Annotated in this window: 17 protein-coding genes; 7 read left to right on the top strand and 10 right to left on the bottom strand. The window is 61.5% G+C overall.

Features of this window, described 5'->3' with window-relative positions; all coding sequences use genetic code 11:
* Window positions 1–61: 61 nt before the first annotated feature.
* A complete protein-coding gene (locus AC1DON_RS10160) occupies window positions 62–1,042 on the top strand; it encodes a glycoside hydrolase family 5 protein (RefSeq protein WP_476934684.1) in 981 nt (326 codons plus the stop codon).
* Between the two features lie 221 nt (window positions 1,043–1,263).
* Here the strand turns inward: AC1DON_RS10160 and AC1DON_RS10155 are convergent, their stop codons facing one another.
* The gene (locus AC1DON_RS10155; RefSeq protein ID WP_476934683.1) at window positions 1,264–1,833 is read right to left on the bottom strand and encodes a hydrolase; all 570 of its coding nucleotides are present in this window, start codon (window positions 1,831–1,833) and stop codon (window positions 1,264–1,266) included.
* A gap of 42 nt (window positions 1,834–1,875) precedes the next feature.
* Window positions 1,876–2,388 carry a superoxide dismutase family protein gene (locus tag AC1DON_RS10150; protein WP_476934682.1) on the bottom strand — a complete coding sequence of 171 codons (513 nt, stop codon included), beginning with the start codon at window positions 2,386–2,388 and terminating at the stop codon, window positions 1,876–1,878.
* A gap of 240 nt (window positions 2,389–2,628) precedes the next feature.
* Between AC1DON_RS10150 and AC1DON_RS10145 the strand changes: the two genes are divergently transcribed.
* Both AC1DON_RS10145 and AC1DON_RS10140 read left to right on the top strand, forming a co-directional pair.
* Window positions 2,629–4,608 carry a DUF885 domain-containing protein gene (locus tag AC1DON_RS10145; RefSeq protein WP_476934681.1) on the top strand — a complete coding sequence of 660 codons (1,980 nt, stop codon included), beginning with the start codon at window positions 2,629–2,631 and terminating at the stop codon, window positions 4,606–4,608.
* Between the two features lie 131 nt (window positions 4,609–4,739).
* Window positions 4,740–6,563, top strand: coding sequence for a DUF885 domain-containing protein (locus AC1DON_RS10140; protein WP_476934680.1), 1,824 nt, complete (start codon window positions 4,740–4,742; stop codon window positions 6,561–6,563).
* A 10-nt stretch (window positions 6,564–6,573) separates the two neighbouring features.
* Here the strand turns inward: AC1DON_RS10140 and AC1DON_RS10135 are convergent, their stop codons facing one another.
* From AC1DON_RS10135 to AC1DON_RS10115, 5 genes are all read right to left on the bottom strand, one after another.
* A complete protein-coding gene (locus tag AC1DON_RS10135; RefSeq protein ID WP_476934679.1) occupies window positions 6,574–7,128 on the bottom strand; it encodes a DUF924 family protein in 555 nt (184 codons plus the stop codon).
* A 46-nt stretch (window positions 7,129–7,174) separates the two neighbouring features.
* Window positions 7,175–7,777, bottom strand: a complete 603-nt coding sequence (locus AC1DON_RS10130) for a hypothetical protein (RefSeq protein WP_476934678.1) — start codon at window positions 7,775–7,777, stop codon at window positions 7,175–7,177.
* Window positions 7,767–8,261, bottom strand: coding sequence for an RNA polymerase sigma factor (locus AC1DON_RS10125; protein WP_476934677.1), 495 nt, complete (start codon window positions 8,259–8,261; stop codon window positions 7,767–7,769). The genes AC1DON_RS10130 and AC1DON_RS10125 overlap by 11 nt, the downstream gene beginning before the upstream one ends.
* 4 nt (window positions 8,262–8,265) lie before the next feature.
* Window positions 8,266–8,436 carry a hypothetical protein gene (locus tag AC1DON_RS10120; RefSeq protein WP_476934676.1) on the bottom strand — a complete coding sequence of 57 codons (171 nt, stop codon included), beginning with the start codon at window positions 8,434–8,436 and terminating at the stop codon, window positions 8,266–8,268.
* Between the two features lie 65 nt (window positions 8,437–8,501).
* Complete coding sequence (locus tag AC1DON_RS10115; RefSeq protein WP_476934675.1) at window positions 8,502–9,845, bottom strand: GntT/GntP/DsdX family permease; 1,344 nt, start codon at window positions 9,843–9,845, stop codon at window positions 8,502–8,504.
* Between the two features lie 528 nt (window positions 9,846–10,373).
* On the opposite strand from AC1DON_RS10115, the gene AC1DON_RS10110 reads away from it, so the two are divergent.
* The 4 genes from AC1DON_RS10110 to AC1DON_RS10095 all read left to right on the top strand — a co-directional run bounded on the left by AC1DON_RS10110 (window position 10,374) and on the right by AC1DON_RS10095 (window position 19,254).
* Complete coding sequence (locus AC1DON_RS10110) at window positions 10,374–14,345, top strand: hypothetical protein (protein ID WP_476934674.1); 3,972 nt, start codon at window positions 10,374–10,376, stop codon at window positions 14,343–14,345.
* 191 nt (window positions 14,346–14,536) lie between these two features.
* Window positions 14,537–15,619, top strand: coding sequence for a recombinase RecA (gene recA, locus AC1DON_RS10105; protein ID WP_476934673.1), 1,083 nt, complete (start codon window positions 14,537–14,539; stop codon window positions 15,617–15,619).
* A 194-nt stretch (window positions 15,620–15,813) separates the two neighbouring features.
* Window positions 15,814–18,450 carry an alanine--tRNA ligase gene (alaS, locus tag AC1DON_RS10100; RefSeq protein ID WP_476934672.1) on the top strand — a complete coding sequence of 879 codons (2,637 nt, stop codon included), beginning with the start codon at window positions 15,814–15,816 and terminating at the stop codon, window positions 18,448–18,450.
* 18 nt (window positions 18,451–18,468) lie between these two features.
* Window positions 18,469–19,254 carry a glucose 1-dehydrogenase gene (locus AC1DON_RS10095; RefSeq protein ID WP_476934671.1) on the top strand — a complete coding sequence of 262 codons (786 nt, stop codon included), beginning with the start codon at window positions 18,469–18,471 and terminating at the stop codon, window positions 19,252–19,254.
* Here AC1DON_RS10095 and AC1DON_RS10090 read toward each other — a convergent pair whose 3' ends face one another.
* From AC1DON_RS10090 to AC1DON_RS10080, 3 genes are all read right to left on the bottom strand, one after another.
* On the bottom strand, window positions 19,255–20,178 hold the full coding sequence (locus AC1DON_RS10090) for an AEC family transporter (protein WP_476934670.1): 924 nt from the start codon (window positions 20,176–20,178) through the stop codon (window positions 19,255–19,257).
* A 37-nt stretch (window positions 20,179–20,215) separates the two neighbouring features.
* A complete protein-coding gene (locus AC1DON_RS10085; protein ID WP_476934669.1) occupies window positions 20,216–20,869 on the bottom strand; it encodes a DUF2939 domain-containing protein in 654 nt (217 codons plus the stop codon).
* Between the two features lie 68 nt (window positions 20,870–20,937).
* The gene (locus AC1DON_RS10080; RefSeq protein WP_476934668.1) at window positions 20,938–21,987 is read right to left on the bottom strand and encodes a GDSL-type esterase/lipase family protein; all 1,050 of its coding nucleotides are present in this window, start codon (window positions 21,985–21,987) and stop codon (window positions 20,938–20,940) included.
* Window positions 21,988–22,013 lie beyond the last annotated feature (26 nt).

Here is a 22,013-nt window from a genome sequence, read left to right as displayed (position 1 = left end):
TTGTTAATTCAAAGAGTCTTACGGTAGTTTGATAACGATTACAATTTCGGGGAAACACGCCGTGAAATCTGCCCTGCTTGCCGTTGCCATGCTGATAATGCCCGTGGCCGCGATGGCTGCCACGCCGGTCGAAACTCATGGCGCTCTGAGCGTTAAAGGCAACCGCGTCATCGACATGTCCGGTAAGCCGGTGGCCCTGGCCGGGGTCAGCTACTTCTGGTCCAATTCGGGTTGGGGGCAGGATCGATTTTATAACGCGGAAAGCGTAGCGACCTTTGCCAGGGACTGGAATGTCTCGCTGGTCCGCGCCGCCATGGGCATCGACGGTAAGGGTGGATACGCCGCTGACCCCGAGGCCAACCGCACCCGCGTCGAAGCGCTGGTCGACGCAGCTATCGCCAATGGCGTCTATGTCATTATCGACTGGCATTCGCACCGGGCCGAAAAGGACCCGGCCGCCTCGGTCGATTTCTTTACCGCCATGGCTAAGAAGTACGGCAACACGCCGAACGTCATCTACGAGATTTACAATGAGCCGCTGCGGGACGTCAGCTGGTCCACGGGCGTGAAGCCCTATTCCCAGACGGTGATCGATGCCATTCGCGCTGTCGATCCGGATAATCTTATCATTGTCGGCTCGCCCTCCTGGTCGCAGGATGCTGATGTCGCCGCCGCCGACCCGGTCAGGGGCGCGAATATCACCTATACCCTTCACTTCTACGCCGGCACCCATAAGGACGGCCTTCGCAAGAAGGCCAAGGCGGCGCTCGACAAAGGCGCGTCGGTCTTCGTGTCGGAGTGGGGGACGGTCAATGCCGACGGCAATGGCGGCGTCGATGTCAAGGAAACCGCCAAATGGCAGGCCTTCATGCGCAAGCACTGCCTGAGCCAGGCCAACTGGGCCGTCAGCGACAAGACAGAAGGGGCGTCCTTGTTCCAGCCGGGCGCATCCGCGACCGGACCCTGGAGCGATGCCGACCTGACGGACTCGGGCAAGCTGGTTCGAAACGTGCTGAAGGACTGGAATACCGTTTGTAACTAGATAGGCGCTGACACATAAACGTGAGCCGCCAAATTCGCGAAAATGAAAGCAAACGTTTGCATTCTCCGTCTGCTGTGACACTCTTACGTTCAGGGAAAGAAACGTAAAAAGAGTACGTGTAATGAGTATGCTTATCCTGGCCGCATTGCCGGTCATAGCCGTCGCCGGCATTGGATTGTCCTGCGAACTCCGCAAGCTGCGACGGAAATAACCTTCACATCTCAATCGAACGCGATGTCACGGCTTTGCCGGACACGGGCGATCCGCGGCAGGACTGAGCGGATCGACAGCTCGTGTATTTGCGCCGTTGTACTGGCGCACAGGTCCTCCAGCACGACCAGTTCGTAATTGCGCTCCCAGGCATCGCGCGCCGTCGATTCTACACCAAAATTGGTAGCAATGCCGCCGAGGACAATGGTGCGGATGCCACGACGGCGCAGCAGCAGGTCAAGGTCGGTGCCGTAGAAGGCGCCCCAGTTGCGCTTGCGGACGATGATATCGGTCTCGTACAGCAGGCCAGGGGCGAACTCGGCATAGTCCGGCGGCAGGCCGCCTTCGGGACGCGGCGTCGGTTCGTCAACCGGCTGTTTCAGGGCGTCTGTATAGTCCGGCACGAAATCGACATGGACCAGGAAAACCGGAGCTCCGGCGGCGCGAAAACGTTCGGCGACACGTATAGCTGCGGCCACGACATCCGCCCCCGAGCGGGGTTCACGCGGTGCGTTGACGATGCCGTTTTGCAGATCGATCAAGACCAGGGCGGTAGTCGTAGTGGAGAGTGTAAGGGGCATTGTCGTCTCGAGGAATAAATAAGCCCCACCACCCCTTCTCAGCTACTTGATCACCGCGCAGGCCAGGCGTGGACCGGCATTTCCGACCGGTTGGGAGCTATAGTCGTCCGGATTGCCGTGGATGACCACCGAGGCGCCGTCGTCATCAAGCAGCTTGGCGCCAGCCCCCTTCACGGTCACCAGCGTCGAATAGATCTCCGCCGTCGCCGTGCCGTCGGCTTGCGCGAAGATGTTGGGCAGGTCGCCAAAGTCCGTGGCGTCGGCGCGCAGCAGGCCGTGGATCACCGTGCCTTCACCGTGGACGTGCGAACCGGCTGAGGCGAACTTGTCATCGGTGCAGGCGCCCTTTTCATGGAAATGGATGGCGTGCCAGCCGGGCGTCAGCCCCTTGGCTTCGACCCTGAGAAGCACACCCTTTGGGGCGTCGACGACCGTCACCTTGCCAAGGTCCGCGCCGGTCGGCCCCTTCAGGGCGCCGGTATAGGTAGCAGGCGTTTGCGCCAATACCGGCGTAGCAATAGCGGCGATGAGGGCGGCGGCGGCGATGATGCGCATGCGAAATCCTTCGAGGCAGGGAAACGGCGGATGGGTAATGTGTTTTGCGCGAGTCGTTCGCAAGAATTCAAGACGAACGTGGCAAAGGCATGACATGTCACGCGAAAGTGAGTCTTATCGATACGGCATTTCCGGGAATCTGGAACTTCCATCGATGATAAATTTGGCCTTGCCCCGTTGCCACGGAAACGCCTTGCGCATAGGCTTTATGTCAAGAAAAGACCTTGTGGTGGAGTGAGCATGGTAGACCGGCGGTATGTAGTGGGCGCATTAGCGGCCTTGTTCGGCAGCGTCGCGGCTGAGGCCCTGGCGGCCCCCAAGAAGAAAAAGAAGGCATCCGCAAGCAAGAAGTCTTCGTCGAAGTCGAAGAAGGGCAGCAAGAAGTCGAAGTCCGCCAAGGGTAAGAAGGCCGCGCCGAAAAGGGTCGAGGCGCCCAAGCCCCCTCCGCCGCCGCCCGTACCCGCCGTAACCGCACCGGAAATCGCAGCCCAGCTCAACAATGCCTATGACCTGATCCTGCGCGAATGGTTCACCGCCTCGCCGGTGCAGGCGACCTCGGCCGGGCTCGACAAGGGCGCGTTCGCGGTCGCCAAGACCAAGCTCGACGACCGCTCCGAAGCGTCGAAGGCGTCGAACCTCGCCCGCCTGCGCCGCGCCGTTCAGGTGCTGAAGTCTATCGACCGCAATGACCTGTCGGCGGCTGACCGGCTGAACTACGACAGCGTCCTTTGGGACAATGAAAACCAGCTCGACCTGGCGCAGGGCTTTGCCTATGGCGACTACGGCATCTTTGCCGGCGGGTTCGCCGCACCCTATGTCGTCAGCCAGTTGACCGGCGCCTATCAGTTCGTGCCGGACTTCCTCGCAACCCAGCACGAAATCGCCAATAAGTCCGACGCCGAAGCCTACCTGATGCGCCTGAGCGATTTCGCCCGTGCGGTTGACCAGGAAAACGAACGTATCCGCGCCGATGCCGGCCGTGGCGTCGTTCCGCCTGACTTCGTTCTCAAGAAGGCGATGCAGCAGTTGACCGCGCTGCGCGATACCGATCCGGCCTACAGCCCGGTCGTCATGGCGCTCGATTCGAAAACCCAGGCGCTGGGCATCGCGGGCACGTGGCGCGACGATGCCTCAGCCCGCCTGACCGGCCCGGTGCGCGAAGCCCTGTCGCGTCAGATCGACATTTTGTCGGGGCTGGCCGGCCAGGCGAAACACGATGCCGGCGTGCGCAACCAGCCGAACGGCGAAGCCTTCTACGCGCAGTGCGTCAAGCTTTCGACCACCACCGACGACAGCGCCAAGGACATCCACGCGATTGGCCTGGACCAGGTGGCGCGCCTGAGCGCCGAACTCGATAGCCGCCTGCGCACGCTGGGGATGACGCAGGGGACACCGGGCGAACGCATGCACGCCATGTATACCGACCCGAAATACCTCTATCCCAATACCGACGATGGCAAGGCCAAGCTGCTCAACGACCTCAATGGCCTGGTGCACAAGGTCGAGGCGCGCTTGCCGAGCTATTTCGGCGTACTGCCCAAGTCGAAGGTGACGATCCGCCGTGTGCCGGTGGCGACCGAAGCCGGTGCGCCGGGCGGCTATTACAGCCCGGGTTCGCTCGACGGCTCGCGCGCCGGGGCCTACTACATCAACTTGCGCGACACGGGCAATAACCCCAGCTGGACCCTGCCGACGCTCACCTGTCACGAGGCTATCCCCGGCCATCACATGCAGCTGACGATCCAGAACGAAGCGCAGGGCATCCCCAACCTGCGCAAGCTGCTGGCATTCAATGCCAATGTCGAAGGCTGGGCGCTCTATTCCGAGCAGCTGGCGTCCGAGATGGGCATTTACAACGACGACGCGCCGGGCCGCATCGGTTACCTGCACGATGCGCTGTTCCGCGCGGTGCGGCTGGTGGTTGACACCGGCATGCACAATCTCGGCTGGAGCCGCGAGCAGGCCATCACCTATATGCGCGATACAATGGGTGACAGCGAAGGCGCCGTCACTGCTGAGATCGAGCGCTATGTCGTGTGGCCGGGTCAGGCGCTCGGCTACATGATGGGCAAGATTACCTGGCTGCGCCTGCGCGACGCGCAAAAGCGCAAGCAGGGCGGGGCGTTCGACATCAAGGCCTTCCACGATACGGGTATGCTGGCGGGGTCGGTGCCGTTGTCGGTGCTGGAGCAGCTGTATCGCGACAAGGGGCTGATTTAAACTTACGGGTTTGGGGCCTGCGGCCCCAAACCCGTAAGTTAAGTCCTCCGCCTCGTCCATGACATTTTCGTAACTTGACAGGTTGGTTGCGCTGGCAACCACTGGCTTCGCTGTTCATAGAGGGGCCACTCATGCTCGACCGCCGCCAATTGCTGATCACCGCTGCCGCCGTCGCCGGTACGGCCGCGCTGCCTGCCGCCGCTGCTTCGGCGCCGCAAAGCGATCCGGCCGCCGCCAAGACGCTCGCCGAAGCCTTCGATGCCATCTTCAAGGAGCGCATCGCCAATGCGCCGGAAAGCGCGACCTCGCTTGGGCTCGACAAGGGCGAACTGACGCACCTGAAATCCGAACTGACGCCCGCGACCGAAGCCGAAGACCTGGCCTCGCTGGCGCGCCTCGAAAAAAGCATCAAGACGCTGAAAGCCATTCCGCGCGCCAGATTGCAGGGCATGGACCGGATCAATTACGACACCATCCTGTGGCGCGCCGAGCTGTCAAAGGGCGGCGCCGACCGTTTCCGCTTTGGGTCTTGGGGCAGCGCCAATCCGTATGCCCTGAGCCAGCTCAACGGCGCCTATCGCTCGACGCCGGACTTCCTGGCCAACCAGCACACGATAGAGACCAAGGCGGACGCCGACGCCTTCCTGGCGCGCATGGACGCCTTTGCCGAGGTGATCGGCCAGCAGACCGAGCGCTTCAAGGCCGATGTGGCCAACGGCGTCCTGGCGCCCGATTTCGCGCTCGACAAGGCCCTGGTCCAGATGGAATCGATCCGCGCCATCAAGGGCGCTGACAGTCCCATGACCAGGGCGCTCGTCAGGAAGACGGCAGCCAAGGGCATTGCCGGCGACTGGGCGGCGGAGGCCACGAAGCGCGTCGAAGGCGGTATTGCTGCGGCGCTCGATGCCCAGATCGCAGCGGTAAAAGCCGCGCGCGGCAAGGCGGTCCATGACGCCGGCGTGTGGCGGCTGAAGGACGGCGACGCCTATTATGCTTTTGCGGCCAAGGTTGGCACCACGACCAGTATGACGCCGGATGAGATTCACAAGGTCGGCCTCGACCTCGTCAAGGAGATCAGCGCCGAGGCCGACGTTAAGCTGAAGGCGCTGGGCTATTCGACGGGCACGGTTGGCGAACGGATGCGCGCCCTGTCGGAGGACCCGAAGTATGTCTACGCCAATACCGACGAAGCCAAGGAAAAGCTGATCGCCGACCTCAATGTCCAGATCCAGTCGGTCCAGGCCAAGCTGCCGCAATGGTTCGGCATCCTGCCCAAGGCAGCGTGCGAGGTCCGGCGCGTGCCCAAGGAAATCGAAGCCGGCGCGCCGGGGGGCTACTATCAGGGGCCGAACCTCGATGGCACCCGGCCGGGTGCATACTACATCAATCTGCGCGACACGGCGGAATGGCCGTCCTGGTCGTTGCCGACCCTGACCTACCACGAGGCTATTCCGGGCCACCATCTGCAGATTGCGCTACAGATCGAGGCGCAAGGGTTACCGATGTTGCGCAAGACCGGCGGCTTTTCGGCCTATTCGGAAGGCTGGGCGCTGTATGCGGAGCTGCTGGCCGGCGAAATGGGCATGTATGACAACGATCCGCAGGGCTATGTCGGCTACCTGCAATCGTCGCTGTTCCGGGCGATCCGGCTGGTCGTCGACACCGGCATGCACGCCAAGCGCTGGAGCCGCGAACAGGCGGTGAAGTACTTTGTCGAGATCAATGGTGACCAGGAATCTTCGGCGATTACCGAGATCGAGCGTTATTGCGTGTGGCCGGGGCAGGCCCTGAGCTACATGGTCGGCAAGCTGCAATGGATGAGACTGCGCGATGCCATGAAGGCGAAGCAGGGCGCGAAGTTTGATATTCGCACCTTCCACGACACGGGGCTGCAGGCGGGCGCCGTGCCGCTGGCGGTATTGGAGCAGGTGTATAAGGACAAGGGCCTGATCTAGCCGCGCGGAACTAAAAGCCCCGGCCTTCTGACGCGATGAAGGCCGCTTCCTCGGGCGTTGAGGCGCGGGCAAGGATATCATTCCGGTGCGGAAAGCGGCCAAAACGCGCAACGATGGCGGCGTGGCCGGTGGCGAAACCCAGCAGCCCCTCGGCTTCCTGTTTCAGCCCTTCGAACAGCGCCACGCACCGGTCCTGAAGCGCGGAATCTTCGGCGTGCATCAAGGGCATGTAGAAGAACTGGCGTTCGGAAAAGGTCAGGCTCTTGTCCAGGCCCGAAGCGATACCGTCGAGTGTCAGCCCTTGCGCCTTGGGATCGCCGGCGAAGCTCTCACCCGAGCCGCGATGAATATTGCGCGAGAACTGATCGAGCACGATGATCAGGGCCAGCCGTCCGCGTGGTGAATCCGCCCAGTCATCCAGCCCGCCGTTACGCGCCTGCGCCAGCATGTCGTCGAAACGTCGGCGGATCAAATCGTCGAGGTCGGGATCGTCGCCTTGAAACCACTGATCGGGCGTCAGTTCCCGGAACCAGAAATCGATGACATCTGTCTGTTGCGCGTTCATGGTGGGCTCCGTGTGTCCAATCGCGGTCAGTCATACACGGAATGGTCTAGGCTTCATACTGGGCGAGGAGCCGCCTGAGCCGTTCGCCTTCAGGTTTGAGCACGCGGAAATAGCGAAGGGCGTGGATGGTCGCCGACAGCAGAAGCGCGCCGCCAAACATGACCGAACCCTGGACGACGTGTCGCCACTCCATCTTGCCGACCGTGTAGAGCTGGCCGACCGATAACGCCAGGACGGCGGCAAAGACCACAAAGGCTATCCCCATCATGCGCGTACGCGCCCTGGCCGTGCGGTTCTCGTCAATGAGGGCGCCAAGCGCCTCAGGCATGGACACTGTGGCATCCGGCCACGCCTGCAAATGCCGCTGCTGCTGGGCCTGGGCGCGCAGGAAGGCGAGCCAGGACACGGCCAGCAGGGCGACAATCCCCCATTCCCGCGTGATATCGGTGATCTTGCCCGCCACGACGGCGTAGATAATGGCGCCCGTCCAGACGAGAAGCGCCAGGCCGATCAGCCCCATGCCGGTCGAAAAGGCGCCGTGGCGTTGCCTGAGTGTTTTCAACGTGGTCTCCAGGACGTAGGTTTCAGCGATGGTGGCTTGATCATTGGCTTCGGATCGCCACAGGTTTTCCAGGGTTTCAAAGTCCATCGGATATCTCTCCAATGATGGCCATAAGCCTCGCCCGGGCGCGGGTCAGGCGGGTGCCAATGGTGTTTTCGCTCAACCCATGCAGGGCGGACATATCGGCATAGGAAACGCCATCTAGCGACAATAGCATCAGCGAACGGTCGATTGGCGGCAACTGGCGGATGGCGGCGTAAAGTGTCTCGAGGCGGTCATCCGGGGCAGGCTCGGGAACGTCGGGGACGTCCCCCTGCAACATCGGGAACCTTAGCCAGCGCAGGCCTTCGCGCCGCTTCCAGGTCAGGGCGCGGTTGTGGGCGACGCGATAGACGAAGGTAGACGCGGCGGCATCGCCGCGAAAAGACGGGCGCGCCTTCCAGACGGCGATCAGCAGTTCCTGCATGAGGTCGTGCTGGTCGGCCAGTGGGGCAAAGGCACGGCTGATCCGCGCCAGCCGGCCGACGTGCGGCGCGATCCACTCGCGGAAATCGTCGTTCCCAGCCGCCATTCGTTTAAGGCGCGACCTGTCCGGCCGCGGCTTCGCGCTTCAGCCGCAGGGCGTCGCGATTATTGCTCTCAAATGCGCCGTTGGACATGCCTGCGACAATGCCGATCAGGGCGATTGCCAGGACGGCGGCCAGTACGGGCCCGACGTGTTCGCGCTTCAGAAACAGACCCAGCATGACAAATCTCCTTATGGTGTGGTCGGGAGATTAGACGTCTCTGGGCTTCGAAACCTTACAAGACGCTACACAAAAATATCGAGCACCAGTACCGACGCCAGGCCGACTACGCCGACAAGGCCCTCCATCAGGGTCCAGGTTCGCAGCGTATCCTTGATCGACAGGCCGAAATATTCCTTGAACATCCAGAAGCCGGAATCGTTGACATGACTGAACATCAGCGAACCAGCGCCGATCGCCAGCACCATCAGGTTCGGATTGACGCCCGATGTCGCCACGAGCGACGCGACCAGGCCCGCTGCAGTCAGGCCTGCCACGGTCGCCGAGCCCAGCGAGACGCGGATAATGCCGGCGATCAGCCAGCCCAGGACCAGCGGCGGCACCGGAACAGCCTGCAGCAAAGTGCCCATCTGGGCGCTGACGCCGCTGTCGATGAAGACCTGCTTGAGCGCGCCGGCGCCGGCGATGATCAGCAGGATGGGCGCGATTTCGCGCAATGCGCCGCCTGAGCTTTCCATCAGCTTGCGGAAGCCGGTGCCGCGCGCTGTCCCCAGGCTGACGCTGGCGACGATGAGAGCGATCAGCAGGACCAGGATCGGGTGGCTGATAAAGGTGACCAGCGCCTTATAGTTTGCCGGAACGGTACCAGAGAAGTTGAGTGCCGTTGCGCCCGCCAGCAGCACCACCGGCAGGAGCGCGGTCGCAAAGGCGTTGAAGGCGCTCGGCAGTTCGTCGTCGGTCTTGGGCGGCGCCAGGAACAGGTCGGGCGGATTGGCGGTGACACCCTTGACCGTCATGGCGAAGACCGGACCGGCGATCAGCAGGGTCGGTATGCCGACGATAAGGCCATAGATCAGGGTCAGGCCCATATCGGCGCCGAACATCGGCACAATGGCCGTGGGCGAGGGGTGGGGCGGCAGGAAGCCGTGGGCGATCGACAGGCCGGCCATCAGGGGCACGGCCAGCCAGACCAGTGACTTGCCTGACTGGCGCATCAGCGAAAAGATGAGCGGCACCATCAGCACGAAGCCGACATTGTAGAACAGGGGGATGCCGACGATAAAGCCGGTCAGCGCCAGGGCCAGGCTCATGCGCGAGGCGCCGAACAGCTTGATCAGGACGGCAGCAATCTTTTGCGCCGCGCCGGAATCGGCGATCAGCCGGCCGAATATGGCGCCCAGCGCCAAAAGGACGGCCAACGAGCCCAGCATGTCGCCGATGCCCTTTTCGACCGACTTCGGGATGGCGTCGAGCGGCATGCCCAACATGAGCGCGGCGGCGATAGACGCGATGACAAAGGCCAGCAGGGGCTGGACCTTGCCCCAGGCGATCATGACGACCAGGCCAAGAACGGATATGGCGACGGCGGTCAACGCCCAGGTGGGATCGGTGGCGGAAAGCTCCGGCATGGTCTCAGTCCTCCCTCATGCGGGTCTTTATATACCGCCCGGCATTTTTTTCAGATCGTGCATTTAGCCGAAAACCGCGGCACACTTTTCGGAATGCGCGCATTGCCATCAGCCTATGCGAGGACAATGGCTTGCGCAATGCCCGTAATGTGAGCGCTCACAACTCCTGAAAGAATAATATGGTGCACGGTCCGTTCACCCTTTTGTACTCTTGACATATTCCCCAATTGATTTTAGCTGGAGACGTTAAGTGAAGTGCATTCCAGTAGCTTTTCGTAAAAACAATCTCATAAAATTGTAGCAAAAAACTAGAATTGGTCAGCCCGATAGCGGGGACCGGTCCATTTGTTTCGTCTTTATTCCTGGTTCTGAACATTGGGTGCGTCGGTGATGACGTCCCGATAGCGTCTAATTGCGTCACGATCACAGATTTTACTTACGGATGACATGGCCGTTGCTGTGCCGTGTGGCGCCTTATTGCGTGCAATCCTCCTCAACAACGTTTTCCCCTAACAGGAGAGAAACATCATGGCTGTTTACAACGGCACGAACGCCAACAATTTCTATGGCGGCACCGCCGGCAACGACACCATCAACGGTAACGATGGCAATGACACCCTGTACGGCGCCGACGGCACCGACTCCATCACCGGCGGCAATGGTAACGACTTCATCAACGGTGGCGGCACCGGCAATGACACGCTCGACGGCGGTGCCGGTAACGATACGGTCACGGGGGCCAGCGGCAACAACCTGATCCTGGCCGGTGACGGCAACGATACGGTTATTATTTATCAGGGCGCGGCCACCATATCGGGCGGCAACGGCAATGACCTCTATGTCATCCAGGGTGCCAGCGCCAATATTGAAGACTTCCAGGGGCACGATACGGTCGACGCCTCTGGCGCAACCGGCAACACCTTCCTCGACCTGAGCCTTGCCAGTGCATCGACCGTTCAGGGCAAGACGGTCGTCTTCAACCCAGGAGGCACGACCTATGCGCCGCTCGACGTCCAGTTCCTGCAGGACCTGACCGGGTCCTTTGGCGACGATATTGCCAATGTCCGCACCCTGGTGCCGCAGATCGTCGATGCGCTTCAGGCCGTCCAGGGCAATATCGGTTTCGGCCTATCCAGCTTCCGCGACAAGCCTGTTTCTCCGTTTGGCTCAGCCGGCGACTACGTCTATAATCTCGACCTTGGCATCACCAACAGCGAAGCCGCTCTGGCCGCGGCCTACAATGCCGCGACCGCCGGCGGCGGCGGCGACGATCCCGAAGCGCAACTTGAAGCCTTGCTGCACCTGGCCCTGACGCCGGGCGAAGTTGGTTTCCGCGCTGGAACCGCACGCTTCGTCGTCCTGTTCTCCGACAACCTCTTCCACATTGCCGGTGACGGCGCTTCGGGCGGTATCTCGACACCGAATGATGGTGACGCAGTCCTTGAGAACGAAGACTATCCGGCTATCGCCCAACTCAAGGCCGCACTCGAAGCCGCCAACATCATTCCGATCTTCGCCGTCACTTCGGCGGTGACCGCTAGCTACCAGAGTCTGGTGTCGCAACTCGGCCGCGGCACGACCGTTGAGCTTTCGTCCGACAGCTCGAACATCGTGGCGGCGATCACAGCCGGCATCACCACGGTCACCTCGACCGTCATCGAAGACGGAATCGGAGGTGTCGGTAACGACACCCTTATCGGCAACGCAGTCGCCAACAACCTGGATGGCGGCGACGGCAATGACGTTCTGACCGGTAACGCGGGATATGATACCCTGACGGGCGGCAACGGCATCGACACGGCCAACTACAGCGGCGAAACGGCTCCCGTTTACGTCGAACTCGATCCCGTCTATGCGGGATTCCAGTACGGCATCACCTATGGCGATGGCACCTACGACCAGCTCTACAACATCGAAAACGCCAATGGTGGCGCGGGTAACGATACCCTGCGCGGCAATGCGGGCAGCAATGTGCTGAATGGCAATGCCGGCGATGACAACATCAATGGCTTCGCTGGCAACGATACTGTCAACGGCGGTGCAGGCAATGATTTCCTGAATGGCGGTGATGGGAACGACTGGCTCGATTCGTCGGCCGGCAGCGACACGGCGATCGGTGGTAACGGCGACGACACCTTCTCTATTCATGGCGCCGCTGTGGTCGTTGAAGACTTCCAGGGCCATGACAAGATCGACGCCAGCCTGGCGACGGGCAACTCCTATATTGACCTGACGGGCGCGAATACCTCGATCGTCCAGGGGCAGAACGTGACGCTCAACCCTGGTGGCACAACCTACGCCCCCTTGGATGTCCAGTTCCTGCAGGACCTGACCGGTTCCTTCAGCGATGACCTTACCAATGTCCGTACCCTGGTACCGCAGATCGTTGACGCGCTGCAGGGGGTCCAGCCGAATGTCGGCTTCGGCCTGTCGACTTTCCGCGACAAGCCCGTATCGCCTTTCGGTGTTAGCGGTGACTACGTCTATAATCTTGACCTCGGCATCACTACCAGCGAAGCGGCCTTAACCGCCGCCTACAATGCGGCCACAGCCGGCGGCGGCAGCGACCTGCCGGAATCGCAACTGGAAGCCCTGATGCACCTGGCCCTGACACCGGACGATGTTGGCTTCCGGGTCGGCACCGCGCGCTTCGTCGTGCTCTTCACGGATGCGGCTTTCCACGTCGCCGGTGACGGTGCCGCCGGTGGCATCACGACGCCGAACGACGGTGACGCGGTTCTCGAACTCGAGGACTACCCGGAAATCGCGCAGCTCAAGGCAGCTCTCGAAGCCGCAAACATCATCCCGATCTTCGCGGCAACGGCGGGCATTGAGCCCAGCTACCAAAGCCTGGTGACAGCCCTGGGCCGGGGTACAACCGTGACCCTGAATTCGGATAGCTCGAACATCGTGGCGGCCATCACCGCCGGCATTACCTCGGTGACCCAGACCATCATCGAAGACGTCACCGGTGGGGTCGGCAATGACACCCTGATTGGTAATGATGTCGCCAACACCATGCTGGGGCTTGCCGGTAACGACAGCATAACCGCAGGTGCGGGCAATGATACGCTTGATGGCGGTGCGGGCAACGACACGCTTATTGGTGGAACGGGCAACGATGTCTACTATGTCGACAGCACCAGCGATGTCGTAACGGAAGGCGCTTCTGCAGGAAATGACACGGTCTTCTCGTCGGCCAATTTCACGCTCGGCGCCAATCTCGAAGTCCTGACTCTGACCGGAGCCGCCAATATCACCGGCACGGGCAATGGTCTTAACAACCTGATCACCGGCAACAGCGGCCAAAACACGCTCCTGGGCGGTGCCGGCAATGATACAATCGATGGCGGCCTTGGCGCCGATTCGATCGACGGCGGCACCGGCAACGACTCGCTGGTCGGAGGTGAACGCTGGGATACCATCCTCGGCGGTGATGGCAACGACACCATCGACGGCGGCCTCAACAACGACCAGATGTACGGAGGCATCGGCAACGACACCTACTATGTCGACGACACAGGCGATCGCGTGAACGAAGGTGCCGCGGCGGGCATCGATACCGTCATCTCGTCGATCAACTTCTCGCTGGTGATCGATACCGAGAACCTCTACCTGATCGGCGCGGCCACGACCGGCACGGGCAACAGCCTGAGCAACGGCATCTTCGGCAACAGCAACAACAACACATTGAGCGGCGCCAACGGCAACGACACCATCTACGGCGGAGCGGGCCTTGACTCGATCAGCGCCGGTGAAGGCGCCGACTTCGTCTATGGCGAAGACGGCAACGACTCGATCACGGGTGACGCCGGCGCCGACAGCATCGAAGGCGGTGCCGGTAACGACACCATCCTGGGCGGCGAGCGCTGGGATACCATCGTTGGCGGCGCCGGTGACGACAGCATCAACGGCGGCACTGAAAACGACCAGATGTACGGTGGCCTCGGCAACGACATCTTCGTTGTCGACAATGCCGGTGATCGCACCTACGAAAACGTGGGTGAGGGGACCGATACCACCTATTCCTCTATCGACTGGTCGCTAATGGCCAACGTCGAAGCCCTGATCCTCACGGGTTCGGCGGTGACGGGCACGGGTAACGGCCTCAACAACACCATCACCGGCACGGGCGGCAACAACCGTCTGGTCGGCGGTGGCGGCAACGACACCCTGACCGGCGGTTCGGGCGCGGACGACTTCGTCTTCGGCGCAGCCGCCAGCACCGGCCGCGACACCATCACGGATTTCGTCCACGGCGTCGACCATCTGGTGTTCAAGGGCTCGGACTACGGCTTCGCGGCGGGTCATGTGCTTACCGGAGCACAGTTCACTGCCGGCACGACCGCGGTCGGCGCCTCGGCCCAGTTCATCTGGGACGCAGCCACCGGCAACCTCTACTGGGATGCCGATGGTACGGGCGCCGGTGCGCGTATCCACTTCGGCATTCTCAATACGACAGCGGGCCTTACCGCGGCAGACTTCGTGTTCACGGCCTGAGGTAGCGTTCTACAACGGTATGGAAAGGGCTCCGGTAACGGGCCCTTTCTGTTTTTGAGGCGCACATGTTCCAAATTTATTTATGAGAACATATTGCGAACTTGGAACAAATGAAGTACATATCATTTCCAACGACAAAAGCGAACGCGCTGCCCTTGCTCAAGGGAATCGTGACATAGGAAGGTTTGGATATGTCTCAAGCAATGTTGAAACTCGTGGCAAAAAACGACTCTGAAAAGCAACGCGCGCTCGAAGCCGCGCTGGCGCAAATCGACCGGGCCTTTGGTAAGGGCTCGGTGATGAAGCTTGGCGCGAATGGCGGCGTGGTACAGATCGAATCGGTATCGACCGGTTCGCTGGGCCTCGACATGGCGCTCGGCATTGGCGGCCTGCCCAAAGGCCGCGTCATTGAAATCTACGGACCGGAATCGTCGGGCAAGACCACCCTGGCTCTGCACGTCGTCGCGGAAATCCAGAAAATCGGTGGCAACGCCGCTTTCGTCGACGCCGAACACGCGCTCGATCCGGTTTATGCCCAGAAGCTGGGCGTCAATCTCGACGACCTGCTGGTCTCGCAGCCCGACAATGGTGAGCAGGCGCTGGAAATCACCGACACCCTGGTCCGTTCAGGCGCCGTCGATATCATCGTCATCGACTCGGTCGCGGCGCTGACGCCACGCGCGGAAATCGAAGGCGATATGGGCGACAGCCTGCCGGGCCTGCAAGCCCGCCTGATGTCCCAGGCGCTGCGCAAGCTTACCGGCTCGATCTCCAAGTCGAAGTGTATTGTCATCTTTATCAACCAGATCCGCATGAAGATCGGCGTCATGTACGGTTCGCCGGAAACGACGACGGGTGGCAATGCACTGAAGTTCTACGCTTCGGTCCGTCTCGACATCCGCCGCACGGGTTCGATCAAGGTGCGGGACGAAGTCATCGGCAACAATGTCAAGGTCAAGGTCGTCAAGAACAAGATCGCCCCGCCGTTCCGCGAAGTCGAATTCGACATCCTGTACGGTCAGGGCATCTCGAAGATCGGTGAAATCATCGACCTGGGTGTCAAGGCAGGCATCGTCGAAAAGGCCGGGTCCTGGTACTCGTTCAACTCGACCCGTATCGGTCAGGGCCGCGACAATGCGCGCGACTTCCTGAAGGCCAATCCGGATATGTGCGACGAGATCGAAAAAGGTATCCGCAACAAGTCCAAGGTCCTGGCCGAGGAACTGCTGGGGACGCCGGAGCCCGACGCCAATGAAGGCGACGAGTCGCTGTAGTATCTTCCAATAATCCTATTCGGCCGGGACGGGCGGTACCCACACCAAACCTCCGTCCGGACTGACCGAAGAAGGCGCTTCCTGGAAACAGGGGGCGCTTTTTTGTCATGCGGCCTTCAACGGCCTTTGCGCTGGCGGACACATAGCTATATAGGCTTCACAAATTTCCTTATTGCCGGAGCGGTTTTTATCCCATGCCGTCGTTGAACCAGATACGTCAGACCTTCCTCGATTATTTCGCGAAGCACGATCACGAGGTCGTCGCGTCCTCGGCGCTTGTGCCGCAGAACGATCCGACCCTGATGTTCACGAACGCGGGCATGGTGCAGTTCAAGAACGTCTTCACCGGCGCCGAAACACGGCCGTACAAGCGCGCGACCACCTCGCAGAAGGTCGTGCGCGCCGGCGGCAAGCACAACGACCTCGACAATGTCGGTTACACGGCGCGTCACCACACCTTCTTTGAGATGCTGGGCAACTTCTCGTTCGGCGACTATTTCAAGGAACAGGCGATCGAACACGCCTGGACCCTGATGACCAAGGACTACGGTCTTAACAAGGACCGCCTGCTGGCCACCGTCTATATCGATGACGATGAGGCTTTTGAGCTGTGGAAGAAGATCGCCGGCCTGCCGGAATCGAAGATTATCCGCATCGCCGGCAGCGATAATTTCTGGTCGATGGGCGACACCGGCCCGTGCGGCCCGTGCACCGAAATCTTCTATGACCACGGCGAACACATCTGGGGCGGCCCTCCGGGTTCGCCGGAAGAAGATGGCGACCGCTTTGTCGAAATCTGGAATCTGGTCTTCATGCAGTTCGACCAGCAGTCCGATGGCACGCGCGTCAGCCTGCCGAAGCCATCGATTGATACCGGCATGGGCTTGGAACGTGTTGCCGCCGTGCTTCAGGGCGTACACAACAATTACGATGTTGATCTGTTCAAGACGCTGATCGGCGCTTCGGTTGAAGCCACTGGCGTCAAGGCCGAGGGCGACAGCCTGCCGTCGCACCGCGTCATCGCCGACCATCTGCGTTCGACTTCCTTCCTGATCGCCGATGGCGTCACGCCGTCGAACGAAGGCCGCGGCTATGTCCTGCGCCGCATCATGCGCCGCGCCATGCGCCACGCCTATCTGCTGGGTGCGCAGGAACCGTTGCTGCACCGCCTGGCGCCGACCCTGGTGCAGGAAATGGGCGGGCACTATGGCGAGCTCAAGCGCGCCGAAGCAACGATCGTCGAGACCCTGCGCCAGGAGGAAGAACGCTTCCGCCGCACGCTCGGCCGCGGCATGACCCTGCTTGACGAAGCGACACGCGACCTGAAGGAAGGCGACATGCTGGAGGGCGAAACTGCCTTCAAGCTGTACGACACCTATGGTTTCCCGCTCGACCTGACCCAGGATGCCGTGCGCGCCAAGGGTCTGACCGTCAATGTCGCCGGGTTCGAATCGGCGATGGAAGAACAGAAGGCGCGCGGCCGCGAAAACTGGGCGGGTTCGGGCGAGAAAGCGACCTCCGCTGAATGGTTCGCCATCAAGGACAAGGTCGGTGCGACGGGCTTCACCGGCTATGACGACCTGAGCGTCGACGGCAAGCTGCTGGCCCTCATCCACGATGGCGCACGCACCGATACTGCCCTGGCCGGCGATACGGTCCAGGCCGTGTTCGACCACACCTCTTTCTACGCCGAAGGCGGCGGCCAGGCCGGTGATACCGGTGAGATCACCTTTGCCGGTGGCAAGGGCCGCGTCCTCGATACGCAAAAGCAGGCCGGCGAACTGTATGTTCACCGCATCGAACTCATCGAAGGCACACTGAAGGTTGGCGATACGGTCACGCTCACGGTCGATGCCGAAAAGCGCCGCACGACGCGTTCCAACCACTCGGCCGCCCACCTGGTGCACGCCGCGCTGAAGAACGTCCTTGGCCCGCATGTTGCGCAAAAAGGCCAACTGGTCGACGCTGAACGTATGCGCTTCGACTTCAGCCACGGCGGTCCACTGTCGGCCGATGAGCTCAAGCGCATCGAGACCGAAGTCAACGCGGTCATCCTGCAGAACGAACAGGCACGGACCGAGCTGATGGCGCCGGAAGAGGCCATCAATGCTGGAGCCGTGGCGCTGTTCGGCGAAAAATACGGCGACGAAGTCCGCGTCCTGACGCTGGGCCATGGCCTGGACGGCAGCGAACGTTACTCGGTCGAACTGTGCGGCGGCACTCACGTCGCGCGCACCGGCGATATCGCCCTGTTCAAGATCGTCTCGGAAACCGGCATCGCCGCCGGTGTTCGCCGCGTCGAAGCCCTGACCGGCGAAGCGGCGCGTCAGTACCTGCTCGACGAAGCCAATGTCGCCGAGTCGCTGGCCGCCCAGTTCAAAGTGCCGGTGGCGCAGGTCGAAGCCCGAGTCGAAGCCCTGGTGGCCGAGCGCAAGCGCCTCGAAAAGGAACTGGCCGAAGCCAAGCGCGCCCTCGCGGTGGGGGGGGGCGGTGCGGCGGCTGGTCCGGAAGAGATCAACGGCGTCAAGGTTCTGGCCCGCGTGCTCGAAGGTGTTGGCGGCAAGGACCTGCGTCCTCTGGCTGAAGACTTCAAGAAGCAGCTGGGCAGCGGCATTATCGCCCTGGTTGGCAAGCTCGATGGCAAGGCGGCGGTCACGGTTGTGGTTTCGCCGGACCTGACGTCGCGTTTCAACGCAGCCGAACTGGCGAAGGCCGCAGTCATCGCCATGGGCGGTGCAGGTGCGGGCGGCAAGCCCGACTTCGCGCAAGGCGGCGCGCCGGATGATACGAAGGCCGACGAGGGTATCGCTGCGGTCAAGGCTCTGATCTAGCTTTTAGCAGGAAACACCATGGGACGATTGCAAGATAAGGTCGCGGTCGTCACCGGCGGTGCCAGCGGCATTGGCGCGGCCATGGTCCGCGCCTTTGCGGCCGAAGGCGCGCATGTCGTCATTACTGACATTCACCGCGACACCGGCAAAGCCCTGGCGGACGAACTGGGCGCCTCGGCGTCCTTCCTGACGCTCGATGTGGCGGACGAAGCCCAATGGGTGGCGGTGATGGACGCCGTCGTCACCACCCATGGCCGTTTGGATGTGATCGTCAATAATGCCGGCATCACCGGCACCGAAGGCGGCGCCAATCACGATCCCGAACATACGCAGCTTGGTGACTGGCAGCGCGTGATGCGCATCAATCTCGATGGCGTCTTCCTGGGTTGCAAACACGCCATCATCGCCATGCGTAAAACCGGCTCGGCGGGATCGATCATCAACATGTCGTCGCGTTCGGGCCTGGTTGGTATTCCGCACGCCGCCGCCTATGCCGCGTCGAAAGCGGCGATCCGCAATCATTCCAAGACAGTGGCGCTCTACTGCGCCGAACAGAATCTCGGCATCCGCTGCAATTCGCTGTACCCCGCATCGATTCGCACGCCGATGTGGGACGCTATGATCGACAGCGCCGCCGACGAAAAAGCCATGCTGCAAAGCATGCCGCTGCATCGATTCGGCAGGCCGGAGGAGGTCGCGGCCGTCGCTATCCTGCTCGCTTCGGACGAAGCGACCTATATTACCGGGTCGGAATTCAATATCGATGGCGGCATTCTTGCGGGCACGGCGACGTCACCCAAATAATCAGGCGTGCGTCAGCAGGATCGCCAGAGCCGACAGAGTCAGCAAACTGATAACCGTGCCTTGTGCCACCGTGCGGGCGGCGCCTTCGTACCATGTGCCGTACATCCTGGTCTGGATGAAGACACTGACGGCGGTCGGCGTGGCACTTAAGAAAACACAAACCTTGAAAGTTGCCGGATCGACGCGCAGCAACGTCATGACGATGGCGACCAGGGCGGGCGCCAGCAAAATTTTGCCGGCGATGGCGAGGCTGCTTACGGGTTCCGGCCGCACGACCATGCGCATATCCATCAGGCCCAGCATCCCGCCGAGTGCGACCAGCGCAACGGGCGGCCCGGATTTGCCCAGGATATCCAGGGCATTTTCCACAGGCGGCAGGAACTGAAAGCCAATAGCCATCATGATGACGCCAATCAGACCGCCGATAACGGTTGGATTGCGCGCCGTATGCATCAGGGCTTCGCGGTAGGTGTGGCCCGACGCCTTGGCGAGGCCGGCGCAACCCAGGCTGAACAGAATGAGGAAATCGGCGGCGACGATCACCGGGCCGGTGTGAATGGCTTCGCTGCCGAACAGGCTAAGTGCGATGGGAATGCCTAAAAAGGCAGAATTGTTGATAAAGCTCGCCATGCCGGCAGCGGTCGCGGCATCGGGCGGCGCCTTTATCAGCCGCGCCACCAGCATGACCGCGACGGCGGCGGTAATCATGGCGGCGATATAGCCGCCGATCGTGCCGGCCATGGTCGAATCGATGGCGGGCAACCGCGCGAAGCTGACCATCAGCCAGCTTGGGAAACCGATCCAGTAGAAATAGGCACTCAGACCATCCAGACCCTGGGCGTTCAGCCGCTTGAAGCGGACCAGCAGAACGCCCAGGCCGATAAACGCAAAAAAGACGAGGACGCGGATAAGAGTATCGAGCATCCTCGTCTTCTAACTTTGAACTGAAGAGTTACAAGCCTTAATGCGCCGGCGCGGACTCGGCAGATATCGATGCGGCGGCTTCCGCAGCCTTTTCGGCCTCGATCTCGCCTGGCTTGGGCAGGCCGACATGGGTCACTTCCCAGCTCATCAGGCCCTTGCGTTCAAAGGTAAAGATGGTCGTGCCGCGCTCGGCGTCCTTGACCGTCAGGCGCGAGCGGTCGAGGCTGAAGAAGGCAATGCTCGGCATGGGCGGCTTGGCGACGGCGGCGGTATCAAACGTCGGCGCGTCCTTGCCGGCACCATAGGTCAGAGCCAGTATAGCGCTGGGCTTGAGATATGACTCGACATCGACCGGAGGCTTGAACGGCGTTTTAGGGGCCTTGGGATTGACCAGGCCATCCCAGGCCTTGCCGATGCTCTTGGCGACGTCGTTGACGGCCTTGCCGGCAGCACCCGCCGGATCGTCAATAGCTGAAGGCGGAGGTGCAGACACGCCCTTGTCCCCGGCTTCAAGCTGGGCCTTAAGGCTGGTGCGGACCGAGGTGAAGTTGATCAGCTTGGCCAGGGCCTCGACGTCTTCGGCGCGGGCGGAACTGCGCACGTCGTAGAAGGCAATGAGCGGTGAGGCGTAGAACAGGCCTGCGCCACCGACCAGAACAATAGCCAGGAAAATCCCTAAAACACGCCCCACGTCAGAACCCCTCGAACATTTCGTTAACCAATCCTAACACGACCCATCTCATTTGCGTAGAGGCGAATCTAGTTCCCCTGCCACAGCTCCGGACGGGCGGAGATGTAGTCGATGTACATCTTTGCGATCGCCGCATCGTCACGCGTATTGGGGTGATAGCAACTGCCTTCCTTGCTGGGCGGGATGGTGGCGTAGCCGATGCGCGTATCGCCTGACGCCTTGATCGCTTCATAGACCTCGCGCGTGCCATCGGTATAGTCGCCGCGGCCGCCTTCCACCGCTACAACCAGGAAAGCCTGAGGATTGTCGACACGCAGATGTTTGACGAAGGCTGTGTAGGTTTTGACGTAATCGGCCTTGAGTTCTGCCTGGCTCTTCCATGGTTCGCCGGCTTTCACAGGCGTTGAGAAGTCGTTGCCGCCTATGCCGGTGATAATTATCTGCGGCTTCCACGGCGACGGGTCGGCCTCGGACTTGTCATATATGGCGCGTGGGTAAAGCATCGGCATGCGGTACTTGGGATGCTCGACGCCGTCATAATTACGCACCATGCCAAGCCCCGAAAACGCATTGACGCGATAGGCGGCTTTGAAATGCTTGGCGACGATCGGTCCGAAACCCTGTTGGGCGTCGGTCGTCTCGAACACCTCTTCCGGTGTACAGTCGTTGTAGGCAGAGGTGTTGCCGTATCCAACGGTCAGTGAATCGCCGATGAACTCGATCTGCCGCGCATAATTGGGCGCGGGCAGGGCGGCCGACCTGGCCGGAACGAAGAAGCCTTCGAAGCGGCCGGTGGCGTATTGCGTTTCCGAGCGCTTTTCCAGTCGGATCGTGTGTTCGCCGGCGCCCAGATGGTCGAGGCGGTATTCCGTCTTGCCAGGCTTTTTCAGAATGGCATGGATGCGGCCGTCGACCACGACATTGAGATTATTGCTGGGATCGTCGAACTTGAGCGTGACGGTGTCGCCGCGAAAACGGCCCTCAAAATAGACGGCCGGCCATTGGTAGCTCCAGCCCGTGGCGTCCTTCAAAGTCCGCCCGCCGACGTACATGTTGAGCCGCGTATCGGCAATGGCGGGTGAAGCGACGACGGCGGCAAGCGCGATGAATTTCCACATGGCGGGACTCCCTGTTTTGAGAGGGA

The organism is Asticcacaulis sp. P4_H10, from assembly GCF_056400965.1.
Note: the sequence above shows the minus strand (reverse complement) of the source record. Positions and strands in the feature narration are given on the sequence as shown.

Bases quoted from the DNA above. Each gene is read 5' to 3' on its own strand.
- AC1DON_RS10130 (WP_476934678.1), bottom strand. From the start codon at position 7,777: ATGGACTTTGAAACCCTGGAAAACCTGTGGCGATCCGAAGCCAATGAT.
- AC1DON_RS10150 (WP_476934682.1), bottom strand. From the start codon at position 2,388: ATGCGCATCATCGCCGCCGCCGCCCTCATCGCCGCTATTGCTACGCCG.
- recA (WP_476934673.1), top strand. From the start codon at position 14,537: ATGTCTCAAGCAATGTTGAAACTCGTGGCAAAAAACGACTCTGAAAAG.
- AC1DON_RS10155 (WP_476934683.1), bottom strand. From the start codon at position 1,833: ATGCCCCTTACACTCTCCACTACGACTACCGCCCTGGTCTTGATCGAT.
- AC1DON_RS10115 (WP_476934675.1), bottom strand. From the start codon at position 9,845: ATGCCGGAGCTTTCCGCCACCGATCCCACCTGGGCGTTGACCGCCGTC.
- AC1DON_RS10125 (WP_476934677.1), bottom strand. From the start codon at position 8,261: ATGGCGGCTGGGAACGACGATTTCCGCGAGTGGATCGCGCCGCACGTC.
- AC1DON_RS10110 (WP_476934674.1), top strand. From the start codon at position 10,374: ATGGCTGTTTACAACGGCACGAACGCCAACAATTTCTATGGCGGCACC.
- AC1DON_RS10090 (WP_476934670.1), bottom strand. From the start codon at position 20,178: ATGCTCGATACTCTTATCCGCGTCCTCGTCTTTTTTGCGTTTATCGGC.
- AC1DON_RS10095 (WP_476934671.1), top strand. From the start codon at position 18,469: ATGGGACGATTGCAAGATAAGGTCGCGGTCGTCACCGGCGGTGCCAGC.
- AC1DON_RS10145 (WP_476934681.1), top strand. From the start codon at position 2,629: ATGGTAGACCGGCGGTATGTAGTGGGCGCATTAGCGGCCTTGTTCGGC.
- AC1DON_RS10080 (WP_476934668.1), bottom strand. From the start codon at position 21,987: ATGTGGAAATTCATCGCGCTTGCCGCCGTCGTCGCTTCACCCGCCATT.
- AC1DON_RS10140 (WP_476934680.1), top strand. From the start codon at position 4,740: ATGCTCGACCGCCGCCAATTGCTGATCACCGCTGCCGCCGTCGCCGGT.
- alaS (WP_476934672.1), top strand. From the start codon at position 15,814: ATGCCGTCGTTGAACCAGATACGTCAGACCTTCCTCGATTATTTCGCG.
- AC1DON_RS10120 (WP_476934676.1), bottom strand. From the start codon at position 8,436: ATGCTGGGTCTGTTTCTGAAGCGCGAACACGTCGGGCCCGTACTGGCC.
- AC1DON_RS10135 (WP_476934679.1), bottom strand. From the start codon at position 7,128: ATGAACGCGCAACAGACAGATGTCATCGATTTCTGGTTCCGGGAACTG.